Origin of the sequence: Bradyrhizobium sp. USDA 223 (assembly GCF_044909005.1) — a bacterium.
Lineage (GTDB): Bacteria > Pseudomonadota > Alphaproteobacteria > Rhizobiales > Xanthobacteraceae > Bradyrhizobium > Bradyrhizobium yuanmingense.
Genome location: NZ_JBIYDR010000001.1, coordinates 1,144,526 through 1,157,871, shown reverse-complemented (window position 1 = coordinate 1,157,871; position 13,346 = coordinate 1,144,526). Strand labels below are relative to the sequence as shown.

11 protein-coding genes are annotated in these 13,346 nt (G+C 64.3%); 9 read left to right on the top strand and 2 right to left on the bottom strand.

What is annotated here, in order from left to right:
* Positions 1-19: 19 nt before the first annotated feature.
* Positions 20-757 (bottom strand): hypothetical protein, encoded by a 738-nt coding sequence (locus ABIA40_RS04985; protein ID WP_271537321.1) that lies wholly within the window; start codon positions 755-757, stop codon positions 20-22.
* Positions 758-1,482: 725 nt separating this feature from the next.
* On the opposite strand from ABIA40_RS04985, the gene ABIA40_RS04980 reads away from it, so the two are divergent.
* The 6 genes from ABIA40_RS04980 (at position 1,483) to neuB (ending at position 9,875) form a co-directional block, all read left to right on the top strand.
* The gene (locus ABIA40_RS04980; protein ID WP_404539545.1) at positions 1,483-3,987 is read left to right on the top strand and encodes a hypothetical protein; all 2,505 of its coding nucleotides are present in this window, start codon (positions 1,483-1,485) and stop codon (positions 3,985-3,987) included.
* 84 nt (positions 3,988-4,071) lie between these two features.
* Positions 4,072-5,274 (top strand): HAD-IIIA family hydrolase, encoded by a 1,203-nt coding sequence (locus ABIA40_RS04975; protein WP_404539543.1) that lies wholly within the window; start codon positions 4,072-4,074, stop codon positions 5,272-5,274.
* Positions 5,275-5,407: 133 nt separating this feature from the next.
* Positions 5,408-6,427: an NAD-dependent 4,6-dehydratase LegB gene (locus tag ABIA40_RS04970; RefSeq protein WP_404539540.1), complete on the top strand. Its 1,020-nt coding sequence runs from the start codon at positions 5,408-5,410 to the stop codon at positions 6,425-6,427.
* Positions 6,420-7,646, top strand: a complete 1,227-nt coding sequence (locus ABIA40_RS04965; protein ID WP_271537313.1) for a LegC family aminotransferase — start codon at positions 6,420-6,422, stop codon at positions 7,644-7,646. Before ABIA40_RS04970 ends, ABIA40_RS04965 begins: the two co-directional genes overlap by 8 nt.
* Entirely contained in the window at positions 7,639-8,817 is a 1,179-nt protein-coding gene (gene neuC / locus ABIA40_RS04960) for a UDP-N-acetylglucosamine 2-epimerase (RefSeq protein WP_404539537.1), read from the top strand. Before ABIA40_RS04965 ends, neuC begins: the two co-directional genes overlap by 8 nt.
* The gene (gene neuB, locus ABIA40_RS04955) at positions 8,814-9,875 is read left to right on the top strand and encodes an N-acetylneuraminate synthase (protein WP_404539534.1); all 1,062 of its coding nucleotides are present in this window, start codon (positions 8,814-8,816) and stop codon (positions 9,873-9,875) included. Before neuC ends, neuB begins: the two co-directional genes overlap by 4 nt.
* Positions 9,876-9,881: 6 nt before the next feature.
* Here neuB and ABIA40_RS04950 read toward each other — a convergent pair whose 3' ends face one another.
* Complete coding sequence (locus tag ABIA40_RS04950; RefSeq protein ID WP_404539532.1) at positions 9,882-10,493, bottom strand: acetyltransferase; 612 nt, start codon at positions 10,491-10,493, stop codon at positions 9,882-9,884.
* A gap of 198 nt (positions 10,494-10,691) precedes the next feature.
* On the opposite strand from ABIA40_RS04950, the gene ABIA40_RS04945 reads away from it, so the two are divergent.
* Genes ABIA40_RS04945 through ABIA40_RS04935 form a run of 3 tightly spaced genes read left to right on the top strand, consistent with a single transcriptional unit; the run spans position 10,692 to position 13,344 of the window.
* Positions 10,692-11,741, top strand: coding sequence for a nucleotidyltransferase family protein (locus ABIA40_RS04945; RefSeq protein ID WP_404539529.1), 1,050 nt, complete (start codon positions 10,692-10,694; stop codon positions 11,739-11,741).
* Complete coding sequence (locus ABIA40_RS04940; protein WP_271537304.1) at positions 11,738-12,646, top strand: Gfo/Idh/MocA family protein; 909 nt, start codon at positions 11,738-11,740, stop codon at positions 12,644-12,646. Before ABIA40_RS04945 ends, ABIA40_RS04940 begins: the two co-directional genes overlap by 4 nt.
* Positions 12,643-13,344, top strand: coding sequence for an acylneuraminate cytidylyltransferase family protein (locus tag ABIA40_RS04935; protein ID WP_404539526.1), 702 nt, complete (start codon positions 12,643-12,645; stop codon positions 13,342-13,344). Before ABIA40_RS04940 ends, ABIA40_RS04935 begins: the two co-directional genes overlap by 4 nt.
* Positions 13,345-13,346 lie beyond the last annotated feature (2 nt).

The window sequence follows — 13,346 nt, the reverse complement described above, 5'->3', positions numbered from 1 at the left end:
CGAGTCACGGACGCGCCCTTCAAAAATGATGCAAGCTGAACTTGCCGTTGGCAAACTCGTAATAGCTGAACGGACTGGCGATGTTGGTGCCTTTGAACTCGAGGGCAAAACCTTCGGCCACGCCGATCAGCTTTTCGGCCTCGGGGAAAAGATCCAGCGTGCCGATGCGCGCGGCTCCCATCGGTGAGATTTCCGGCAGCGCACGCTGGCCCAACTCGGTGCCGTCCAGGGCCATGAGCCGGGCCGTCCCGACGGAGACGCCCTCGGGCGCCATGCAGGAGTTCACCAGCACGACGCCCGATTCCTTCAGGAAACGGGTGAGATAGGATTGCATCCAGGCGGAAGTCGGGAATGGTGCCGCGGCGACCGGCTCGCGCTCGTGCGACAATGTCACCGCGCCGTGCTGCGAGAAATATTGTGCGTAATAGCCGGTGGTCACCTTCCGACCGGGACGAAGCTTATCGTGCTTCGGAATCAGCGCCATCGCCACCGTACCCGAAACCCGGGGACACAGATCCGAAGTTTGCAACTGCAGTTGGCCGTTGATGCCGAGTTCCCTGTGGAAATGACCGGCCGGCGTGCCCGCACCATCAAAGAACCAGACATGCGCATCCACCTCCGGATGGTCCTTCATGAAGACCGAGAAGTAGTTGAATGCGGAGACCTCCGTCGTGACGGTCTCGTCATTGCGGAGATAGAGAACAGCGGGCGGATAACCTCTGGCGACGGCTTCGCCAATCAGCAAATCACCGGGCATTCGACAGGACTCGGCGGGAGAGCAAGGGATCGACACAGCTGGTCGGCGGCTTAACCCAAATCATACGCGATGTTCTTGCCCGCATGCTAAAACGTCAGCGCGATTTCAGCGCCTGTTTACGCTGTGCCGACAAGGGAATCAACCGGGAACGCCGCTGCAGCGAGCGATACGCAACAATGCACTTTAAGTCCGCAAGGCCGCCGTCAGGCTCAAGTTTCGGCGCCGAAGCGGCCGCTGGACATGAGGGTGCTCTTGCTACCAGAACGAGTGCTGCCATCGCTGCGGTCGAATCCTTGCATTGGGGCTGCGGCTCCCGTATGACCGAACTGGCTAGTGACTTGGTATCCACCTCACACAGGCGGAACATCGGCCTTTCCTGGACCTACACCGTGCTTCAACGACCGCTCGTCAGCATCACTCCGATTCTGGCCGTTCCATCGAGGAAGTGCTGACGTGCGCTGGCAAACAAAGGCGCGGGCGTTCTCCGTATTGTCGAACATTCCCTGGGGCAAATGTCTGCAATACGCCCCGCAGCGCACGTCCCACGACGGCTGCTGCGGGCGGAAAGGCAGGTCCTGATGGCCGCGCACTTAAGAAGCTTTTCGCCGGAACACCCGTTCACGCTCTGCTTCCTGATCATTGGCAGCGAGGCCAAGCTACCGAAAGGAGATTGAAGATCTTCAATTCTCGGCTGCTACGACGGCCCCCATCCTAGAGATCTCGCGATGTGGACGACCACCTTTGTCCTAACCTTGCTGTACTTCCTGATCCAGCTCGGCACCGGGTTTTCGATCTTGGCCATTGCGCCTGCGAGCCTGGTATCGGCATGCCGGCTCACGAAGGCTCAGTTCGTTGTCCTTGGATTTAGCGTCGGCGCCTCTGCCACGGGCATCCTGCTCGGCGCCCTATCGCTATTCGTGACCGACATCTGGCTTCAGTTCGCGACATTGGTCGTCGTATCCTGCTTCGGACTTGCCTGGTCATTGCCTAGCTGGTGCCCGAGCCCCAATGAGGCGCGCGCGGCTGCCACTTGGTGCATTCTGTCGCTACCAATCGCGCTGCTGACATGGTGGTGGTCGTTCGGCGCATTTTCCAGCTTTCCCTTTGCGGACATCGGCGCTGATGTTCACTGGATGAAGACTGCACAAGAGTACGCCGATGGCGGTATCATCAATCCGTATGCGGCCCAGTCCTATGTCGATCTTCGTTCGGGAGTAGCAGGCGCGCTCGCGGGAACGCTGGGCCTCGAACTCCTTAGATTTACCTGGACCTATCGCTTCTTCTCGATCCTGTTTTTCCTATTGGCGTCCTACGCCTTCGTGCAGGGCGTCTATCCCACCTCGCCCCGGAAATGGATCGCTTTCTTCTTTGCCGCGACCAGCAATGCAGTCGCCCTGATGACGAACGGCAGCCTGGCGGTCGTCAGCAGCGTCGTATTTCTCGGCGTGCTGATCAGCAATGCGCCGCGCGAGGCAAACGCTATCTCGGCCCGATCTGTTCTGCTGCTGACTATTGCCGCGGGCGCGACTCTGCTGCTCGCGTTCGTCTTGAACAACAACACGCTCGTGCTTGCTCTGCTCATAGCCGGGCTGTTCCTGCTCAGGATTTTCGGCGGCGCCGGAAGATATGGCGCGGTTTTCCTTCTTGGTTGCATCTGGCCGGCGACGCTGGTGCTTGCACATCGCGGCTCCTACCTGTTCGTTCCGATCGCTGTGGCCAGCTGGCTCATGTATCTCGCGATGGCGCGAATGAATTCCGCCTGGCCATCGCCCAGCCTCGCGGTGCTGCGGATTCTGTCCTTCGTGTTGCCCCCGATCATTCTCGGAATTGTCGTCAGCGTGGTGGGAATGCGCTTCGGCTACATCCCTTCAATGAGCGCCAACGACACATTTTCCTCGATTACGGAATTGATGCTGGGCAGAAGGATAGAAGGCGGTGAAGAGCTCTTCCTGGGCTCCGGACCGCTGGTCGCCACGATCGAGCTCGGCCGGACGATCGGTCCGGTCTTGTCCATCTGTACTACGCTGGGCATTGGGTGTTGGTGGATGACCCGACCCGCCCTCCGTAATACCTCCGGGGCGATCGGAGCTCGTGGCGACCGCTTCGTGACACTCGTTTGGTCATGGGTCGTAGGCTGTGGTCTGAGCCTTGCCGTGCTTTCGGGCTTCCCGTTCCTGTATCGCACCAGCGCGATCATACTGTCGCTGTTCACGATCACGGCTACCGAGCTCTTTAGTCAGTTATTCGTCGATTCTGATCGCTCCCCGCGTTATCGGAGAGCCCTGACGGCCGCCGCCGTCGCGCTGCTCGGGACGGCTCTCGTGATTCTGGTTTACGCATTTGCATGGCGAGCCGAGCTGCCCGTTGCCCGCTATCAGGCAGTCCTGCGACCGGTGGAATTGGCCGGCGTCGCGCTGCTCGTCGCGCTCGCGCTATTGACCCTGATTCAGTCGCGACGGGTCTCCATCTTCGCTCTGGCGGGGATCGTGGGCTTGGGAATGGCCATCGATAAGATCGGTCTGTCCGGCATCAACAGGAGTTACAGTTACGGCACCCTTCCCGACCGCACTGCGATCGTCTCACACTACAACGCCGACGAGCTCGAATTGGCCCATTGGCTCCGCCAGAATTTACGAAAAGGAATCATCCTCTCGGACCCGTATACGATGGGCATCGTGCGGGCGACCACCGGCGCGCCGGTCGTCTATCTGTTCTCCAATCTGGACACTGTGAACGAAATGACCGCAACGCGGGCGAAATCGGTCGTGCGCACGATTCTGCAGCCGGCCGAGGGCGATCAGCGGCTTGCAAGTACTTGCAGCCTGATCGCCCCTCTGATGGCATCCATCAGCACAGAAGTCTTGTTCCAAATGCGGAGGGCCGATGCTCTGAGCGGAATCATGCGGTCGGTCCGCAGTGCGCGGGCACCGGGCCAGGCCCCACCGCCTGCCGACGTTGCCGCCGCATTAATCCCTGAAATTCCGCCTGAGGAGGCCAAGGCTGCGATTAAGAACATCCTGGGGACGGGCGAAAACGCCTGGGAGCTCGTCGCGATCATCACACCCCGCACGATCGAGTGGACCCATCTCGCAGCCAACCAGCGTCTCGGTTATTTTCCTCCCGCAGAGCCGATAGAGCCGACGATCATTGATGCCCTTCGCGCAGGCCCGTTTCCGGTCCTGTTCGCCAACAGGCAGACCGTCGTCGTTCGCATTCCTTGTTCGCGCTGATATGAAGACAAGACGGGAATTGCCCGCCGCATTGCGGCAGATTGGCGTCGTGCTGCATCATTCATGCTGTCGAAGGGACAAATCATGCTGAGACAGGCTGTCGTCCTCGTCGGAGGGCTGGGCACGCGGCTTGGCGCGCGCACCAAGGCGGTGCCGAAACCGATGCTCGAGATCGGGGGCAGGCCGTTTCTCGACACTCTGATCGATGAACTCGTCCGCTATGACGTCTTCGACGAAATCCTCCTGCTAGCCGGCCACAAGGCCGACATCGTCGAGAGCCACTACGCCGGCGCTGTGCGGGGCCGGGCAAAGATCCTGGTGGCGCGCGAGACCGAGCCGCTCGGTACCGGCGGCGCGCTCGTGAACGCGCGCGATCTGCTGCACGACCGCTTCCTGCTGCTCAACGGCGACTCGCTGTTCGACTTCAACCTGCTTGATCTGATCGCGCGTGCGCGGAACGGCCGGATTCACATGGCATTGCGCGACGGCGTCGTCGGGGACCGCTACGGGCGCGTCGCGCTCGATGGCGACGTGGTGCGCGATTTCATCGCCCCGGGTGCGGGCGCCACCGGTCCGGTCAATGCCGGAATCTACGTCGTCGACAAGTCCGTTCTCGCCGATATCGCGAAGCTTCCTGCCTCTCTCGAACAGGACGCGTTTCCCGGCCTTGCCTCGCGCGGCGAGCTGCGCGGCACCGCCTATCGCGGCTATTTCATTGACATCGGCATCCCCGACGATTTCGCGCGCGCCGATCGCGAGCTGCGCGAGAAGCTGCGGCGTCCCGCCGTGTTCTTCGACCGCGACGGCGTGCTCAACCATGATTCCGGCTACACATTCGAGACGCACAAGCTCGAATGGATCGACGGGGCACGCGAGGCCGTGAAGGCCGTCAACGACGCCGGCTATTTCGCTTTCGTCATCACCAATCAATCCGGCGTCGCGCGCGGCTATTACGAGGAGCATCACGTCGACACCCTGCACCGCTGGATGGCGGACCAGATGGCACTCGTCGGCGCGCATATCGACGCGTTCGAATATTGCCCCGACCATCCCGAGGGAACCGTGGCCCGCTATTGCCGTGTCAGCGACCGCCGCAAGCCGGGCGCGGGCATGATCACCGACCTGGCGCAGCGTTTTCCCATCGACATGGCGCGCAGCATGGTGATCGGCGACAAGCCAAGCGACCTCGAGGCCGCGCAGGCGGCCGGCCTTCCCGGCCATTTGTTCCAGGGCGGCAATCTCGAGGCCTTCGTAAGAGCGCGTCTGAAGGCAGCCGGCAAGACTTAGATGGCGCATCAAAACCGCTGCATCCCCGGGCATTTGGCAGCTTTCGTACCGCTGCTCTGTTGCGCGCGACCGCCAGTATGCTATAGCGCCATCTTGTTGCGAAGACTGGCTTAATCGCCTTTTGGGGTCCGGCATGGCAGATCTGAGGGACGCCCGCGTCCTCGTTACCGGCAGCGACGGCTTCATCGGTTCGCATGTCGTCGAGGAGCTGGTGAAAGCCGGGGCCCGCGTCAAGGCGATCGTCTACTACAACTCCTTCAACTCCTGGGGCTGGCTGGACACCGTTCCCGCCGACATCATGAAGTCCGTGGAGGTGGTCGCCGGCGACATCCGTGATCCGCATTTCATGATCGCAGCCGCCAGCGGCTGCACCGACGTGCTGCACCTGGCGGCGCTGATCGCGATTCCCTTCTCCTATGTCGCGCCCGATTCCTATGTCGAGACCAATGTGCGCGGCACCGTGAACCTGCTCCAGGCCGCGCGCATGGCCGGCGTGCGGCGCTTCGTGCAGACCTCGACCAGCGAGGTCTATGGCACGGCACAGACCGTTCCGATCAAGGAGAGCCATCCGCTGGTCGGCCAGTCGCCCTACTCGGCCTCGAAGATTGCCTCCGATCAGATGGCGCTATCGTTCCACGCCTCGTTCGACATGCCGGTCGTCGTGATCAGGCCGTTCAACACCTATGGACCGCGGCAATCGGCACGTGCGGTGATCCCCACGATCATCAGCCAGATCGCGACCGGCAAGCGCAGGATTCGTCTCGGCGCCGTCAGCCCGACCCGTGACTTCTCCTTCGTCACCGACACCGCGCGCGGCCTGATCGCAGGACTCACCGCTCCGGCCGAGCAGACCGTCGGCCAGACCATCAATCTCGGCAGCGGCTTCGAGATCTCGGTCGGCGCCACCGCGCAGATGATCGCCGACGTGATGGGGACCACGATCGAGATCGAGACCGACGAGGCGCGCCTGCGCCCGGCGAACAGCGAGGTCGAGCGCCTCTGGGCCGACAATTCCAAGGCGCGCCAGCAGCTCGGCTGGGCCCCGGAATTCGGCGGGATCGAAGGCATGCGCCAGGGCATCGAGAAGACGGTGAACTGGTTCACCAATCCCGTCAATCTCGGCCGCTACAAGGCGGACGTCTACAATGTCTGAGGCAATTGTGGGAACGGCCGCGACCAGATCCGACATTTCTACGCGCACCTTCGATCCGAAGGCCGTGGTCGATGCCGTCCGGCGCGCCGCAGGCACGCCCAACGGCATCCTCGGCCTGCACGAGCCGGTGTTTGCCGGCAACGAGGTCGCCTATCTCGAAGAATGCATCAAGAGCACTTTCGTCTCCTCGGTCGGCCCGTTCGTCGACCGATTCGAGCGGATGCTGGAAGAGGTGACGGGCGCCAGGCGCGCGGTCGCCGTCGTCAACGGCACGGCGGCACTGCACGCCTGCTTCCGCCTCGCCGGCGTCGAGCCCGGCGACGAGGTCATTTCGCCGGCACTGACCTTCATCGCGACCACGAACGCGATCGCCTATTGCGGGGCGGTGCCGCATTTCGTCGACAGCTCCTTCGCCACGCTCGGCATGGACCCGCGCGCCATCGCCGCGCGGCTCGAGAGAATTGCCGAGCGAACGCCAAAGGGCGCGGTCAATCGCGAGACCGGACGCCGCATCGCCGCGATCTCGCCGATGCACACGTTCGGGCATCCCGTCGAGCTCGACGAGATCGCCGCGATCGCCCGCGACTGGGGCATCGCACTGGTGGAGGACGCCGCGGAATCCTTGGGCTCGACCTACAAGGGTCACGCCGTCGGATCGCAGGCGCGGCTCGCGGCGCTGAGTTTCAACGGCAACAAGATCGTCACCACAGGCGGCGGCGGCGCCATCCTCACCAACGACGAGGAGCTGGGACGCCGCGCCAAGCATCTCACCACCACCGCGAAGCTGCCGCACAAATGGGCCTTCGTGCACGACGAGATCGGCTTCAACTACCGCCTGCCCAACCTGAACGCCGCGCTCGGCTGCGCCCAGCTCGAGCAACTCGACGGATTCCTGGCAAGCAAGCGCCGGCTGGCGGCAGCCTATGAGCGCGTCTTTGCGGACGTTCCCGGCGTGAGCTTCTCGCGCGAGCCCGAGGGCACCACGAGCAATTACTGGCTGAACGCGATCCTGCTCGACGAGGCCCATGCCGGACGGCGGGACGACCTGCTGACGGCGCTGAACGAAGCCGGCTTCGGCGCGCGGCCGGCCTGGACCCTGATGCACCGCCTGCCGATGTTCTCGGACAGCCCGCGCGGCGATCTCTCCACCGCCGAGTCGATCGAACGCCGGCTGATCAACCTGCCGAGCAGCGCCAGCATCAGAGCCCGCGATGAATAGCGGCGCGCGAAAGATCTGCTTCGTCACCGGCAGCCGGGCCGATTTCGGGCTGCTGGTCTGGCCGATGCGCGCGATCCGCGAGACGTCAGGCTTGAAGCTCCAGCTCATCGCCACCGGTATGCATCTCGCGCCCGAGTTCGGCTACACCTTCAACGACATCCGCGACGAGGGCTTCGAGGTCGACGAGCGCGTCGAGACGCTGCTTGCCAGCGACACCGGCGCGGGCGTTGCAAAATCGGTCGGGCTCGGCGTGATCGGCTTTGCCGACGCGTTCACGCGGCTGCGACCGGATCTCGTCGTCGTGCTCGGCGACCGCTTCGAGATGTTCGCGGCCGCCCAGGCCGCGATGTTCATGCGGCTGCCGATGGCGCATCTGTTCGGCGGCGACGTCACCGAAGGCGCCGTCGACGAATCCGTCCGCCACGCCATCAGCAAGATGTCGCATCTGCATTTCACCAGCAATCAGGACTCGACGCGGCGCTTGATGCAGCTTGGCGAGCACCCAACCCGTGTTCACACCATCGGCTCGGTCGGCATCGACGCCATCAAGCATCTCGTTCTGATGAACCGCGACGACATCGGCAACGCGATCGGGATGCCGCTCGGCGAACGCAATGCGCTCGTGACGTTCCATCCGGTGACGGTCGAGGCCGGACGCTCGGTGGCCGAGCTGGACGAGCTGTTCGCGGCGCTGTCGAGGCTCGATCCCGGCTTTCGCCTCATCTTCACGCTCGCCAATGCCGATGCCGAAGGGCGCGCGCTGAACGACCGGACCAAGGCCTTCGCGGCCGGCCGGCCGAACACGATCGCGGTCGCCTCGCTCGGGCAGCTCCGCTATCTCAGCCTGATGAGCCAGGTGGACGTCGTGATCGGCAATTCGTCGAGCGGCATCCTCGAAGCGCCGTCATTCGGTGTTCCGACGGTGGATATCGGCGACCGTCAGAAGGGGCGCGAGCGCGCCGACTCGGTATTTCACGCCACGCCCGAGCGCGGCGCGATCGCCGCGGCGATCTCGCAAGCGCTTCAGCGGGGCCGCAAGGACACCGTCAATCCCTATGGCGACGGCGATTCCAGCCGGCGCTTTGCCGACATCATCGCGGCCATCCCGGATTTCGGCCAGCTCCTGAAGAAGGGCTTCTACGAAGCTCCCGCAAACGGAGCGCGGCCATGACGAGACACACGCTGATCATCGCGGAGGCCGGCGTCAATCACGACGGCAGCCTGGACAAGGCACTGGCCCTCGTCGATGCTGCGGCCGATGCTGGTGCCGACATCGTCAAGTTCCAGACCTTCAGCGCGAAGGCGCTGGCGGGCGGAGCGGCGAAGAAGGCCGACTATCAGCAGCGGACGACGGACGCCGCCGAGAGCCAGCTCGCCATGCTGGAACGTCTCGAGCTGCCCCAGGCGGCGCATCACACGCTGATCGCGCGCGCCGAGGAGCGCGGCATCGCGTTTCTGTCGACACCGTTCGACGACGCTTCGCTGGCCTTTCTGCTGTCGCTCAAACTGCCGCGCATCAAGATCGGTTCGGGCGATCTCACCAATGCCCCGCTGCTGCACGCTGCAGCGAGGGCCGGTGCGACGCTGATCCTCTCGACCGGCATGGCGACGCTCAGCGAAATCGAGGAAGCCCTCGGCGTATTGGCGCACGGCTACGCGCAGCGCAACGATGCTGCGGGCCTCGCATCTTTCCGCGCGGCGTGGCGCGATCCGGCAGCGCGCGCCACGCTGGCGCGGCACGTCAGCCTGCTCCATTGCACGACCGAATATCCCTGCCCCATCGCCGATGTGAACCTCGCTGCGATGGCGACGATGCGGTCGGCGTTCCAGCTTCCAGTCGGCTATTCCGATCACACTGACGGTTTCGAGGTTTCGGTCGCCGCGGTCGCGCTCGGGGCGGCGGTCATCGAGAAGCACCTGACGCTGGATCGCAGCGCGCCGGGTCCCGACCACGCGGCCTCGCTCGAACCTGATGATTTCAAGCGGATGGTCGGCGCCATCCGCAATGTCGAGGCCGCGCTCGGCGACGGCGTTAAGGCGCCGAGGGAGTCCGAGGTCGGGAATGTGCCGGTGGCGCGCAAGAGCATCGTGGCGGCACGCGCACTGAAGGCCGGCGAGATCATTGGTCCGGCCGACATCACCGCCAAGCGGCCGGGCACGGGGCGGTCGCCGATCGAGTACTGGTCCCTGATCGGAACCCGCGGCACCGCGGGCGCTCGAGCCGGATGATCCGGTCTAGCGGCGAGGCTTGGCAGGAACCCCGCGCAGCACCGAGCCGGGCGGCCATGAGCCCGTGACGACAGAGCCCATCGCGACCAGCGTATCATTGCCAATGGAAATGTGATCGCGAACGCGGCTGCCGAGCCCGACGAAGCAATTGTCGCCGATCTCCGCGCCGCCGCCGACCACCGTTCCCGGAGACAGATGGGTGTAGTGCCCGACCCGCACGTCGTGCTCGACGACCGCGCCCGAATTGATGATGCAGTGATGGCCGATCATGCTTCGCGCATTGACGATCGCGCCCGGCATGACGACGCTGCCCGGACCGATCGTGGCCGACGGCGAGACGAACGCGCGGGGATGGATGACCGACGCCCAGCGATTCAGCTGCAGCCGGCCGATCATCTGCCGGCGCGCGGGCCCCGCCTGCATCGTTCCGACCCCGACCACGAAGGCGGCATCGGGATAGTTCGGCGCAACATCATCGGTTCCGAGATAGCGCGCATCGCCCAACGTTCCCGGCTGGCGGTCGAGGAAACCGATGACGTTGAACTGGCCCGACAGAAGCGCTGCCTCGTAGACCATGAAGGCATGTTCGCCGCCGCCGATGATGATCAGATCGTCCATCGCGATTCCCCTGAGCTGCACCGATCTTAGCGGGCGGGCCCGGACGCTTCAAACCGACCGATTGCGCCCGAAAACGCGTGAATTAACAAGGACAAGCCCGGGTCCCCTGACGGGGTTGACGCCGCCTCTCGCAGCCGCGATATAGCAGGCTCAGCCGTGGGCTGCCCACAAATCCGGCGTGTACGAGGCAGAATTGCCATGAAATCCTGGCGCAAGGCCATCGTCGGTACCCAGGCCAGTGTGGGCGAGGCCATTGCCGCGATCGAGAGCGGAAGCATCCAGATTGCGCTGGTGCTGGACGACCAGAACCGGCTGCTCGGCGTGGTCACCGACGGCGACGTCAGACGCGGACTGCTGCGCGGCATCGCCCTCACGGGGCTTGCAACCGATATCATGAACCGGACGCCAGTGTCGGCCCCTGCGACCTTGTCCCGTGAGGATCGCCTGCATTTGATGCGGCAGAGGTCGATCAAGCAGCTCCCGCTCGTCGACGAGGGCGGCCATCTCGTCGTGGTCGAGACGCTCGATGAACTGCTCGAGCCGCGCCAATATCAGAATCCGGTGCTGATCATGGCCGGCGGCCTTGGCGAGCGCCTGGGCGCGCTGACGCGCGACGTGCCGAAGCCGATGCTCAATGTCGGCGGCCGCCCACTGCTCGAGACGATCGTCCGCAACGTCGTGCAGCAGGGCTTTGGCAACATCTTCATCTCGGTGAACTACAAGGCCCAGACGATCAAGGATTACTTTGCAGATGGCGCCGCCTTTGGCGCCAACATCCAGTACGTGCACGAGACCGAGCGCCTCGGCACCGCCGGTGCGCTCGGGCTGTTTGCAACACCGCCGGATCTGCCGATGATCGTCACCAACGGCGACATCCTCACCACGATCAACTACGGAGCGCTTCTCGACTTCCACAACGGAGCGCCGGCAGAAGCGACGATGGCTGTCCGCGAGCACAAGGTGCACGTCCCCTATGGGGTGGTGTCCACCACGGACGGATTTCTCCAGACCATTCGCGAGAAGCCGACCGAGAGCTGGTTCGTCAGTGCCGGCATCTATGTAATCGGCAGGTCGGTCTTCCGCCACGTCACGCCGGGCGTCAGCATCGACATGCCGACCGTGCTCGAGCGCGTGATTGCCGACAAGGGACGCGTCGCGGTCTATCCGATTCGCGAGTACTGGCTCGATATCGGCCGGCTGGAGGATTTCGAGCAGGCGCATGCGGAGTTTCACGAGGTCTTCCCGTGACCTCGACAACAGCCGTCGTGGTTGGCCTCGGCTCGATCGGCACAAGGCATGCGCGCGTCCTGCGCGAACTCGGCCTTCGGGTCGCAACGGTCAGCCGGCGCGAAGGTGGCGACTACGGTTCGATCGCGCAGGCCGTTGCGGCGGCGCATCCGGACTACGTCGTGATTGCCACCGAGACGGCGCGCCATGCGGACAATCTGCAAGAGCTGGCGCAAACCGGCTTCCATGGCAAAGTCCTCGTCGAAAAGCCGCTTTTCGCAACGCCGGCACCGCCCCCGAAATATCCGTTTGCCCATGTCAGCGTCGGATACAATCTGCGCTTTCACCCAGTGATGACGGCGCTGGCGGACACGCTGCGCGGACGCGACGTGATCACGGTCGGCGCCTATGTCGGCCAGGACATCAGGGACTGGCGACCGGACCGCGATCACCGCACAACCGCCTCCGCCACGGCTGATGCCGGAGGCGGCGTGCTGCGGGATCTCAGCCACGAGCTGGACTATCTGCTCTGGCTGTTCGGGCCATGGCATCGCGTCGCAGCACTTGGCGGCGCCTCCGGCACGCGCGACATCGACGTCGAGGACCACCTCGACCTGCTGCTCGATATGCAGCGGGCGCCGTCCGTCCACGTCCATATGGACTATCTCGATCGTCAGGGCGTCCGTCGCATTCGCGTCAATGTCGATGACGACACCATCGAGGCCGATCTCGTCGGCGGGCGCCTCGCCGTCAACGGCAAGGCAAGGGAGATCCCCAGCGAGCGCGACCAGACCTATCGCGACATGCATGTGGCGGCGATGCGTGGCGCCAGTCCGGCCTGTTCGCTGCCGGAGGCCCTCGGCGTCATGCATCTGATCGACGCCAGCGAGCGCGCGCTGCGCAGCAAGACCTGGGTTTCGCCATGAGCCTTGTCTGTACCATCTGCGCGCGAGGCGGCTCGAAAGGTGTCGTCGGCAAGAACGCGCGCGATCTCCTGGGTAGGCCCGTGCTCGCGTGGAGCATCGAGCAGGCGCGCGAGACCCGCCTGTTCGACGCGATCGCCTTCAGCAGCGATTCGGACGCCTTGCTCGATGCGGCGGTGAAGGCCGGCGCCGATATCGCGGTCAAGCGCCCCGACGAGATGGCGACCGACACCGCGCCGAAGCTGCCGGCGATCCGGCACTGCCTCGAGCAGGCCATAGCGCAAATGGGTCGGACGCCGGAAATTTTCGTCGATCTCGACGTCACGTCCCCGCTCAGGCTGGCCTCGGACATCACCGGTGCAGTGGCGTTGCTGCGCGAGAGCGGCGCGCGCAATGTCATCACCGGTGCGCCGGCGCGGCGCTCGCCGTATTTCAACCTCGTCGAGCAGCGCACCGACGGCAGCGTCGGCCTCTCGAAATCCGCGAATCCGCCGATCACCCGACGGCAGGACGCCCCGCGCTGCTTCGACATGAACGCGTCGATCTATGTCTGGCGGGTCGCACCGTTCCTGGAGCACCCCGCGGTGTTCTATCCGGATACGCGCCTGTTCGAGATGCCGGAAGAGCGTTCGATCGACATCGATTCGGATCTCGATTTTGCAGTGGTGGAACTGTTGCTCCGCCAGCGGCCGCCGGCCTGAGG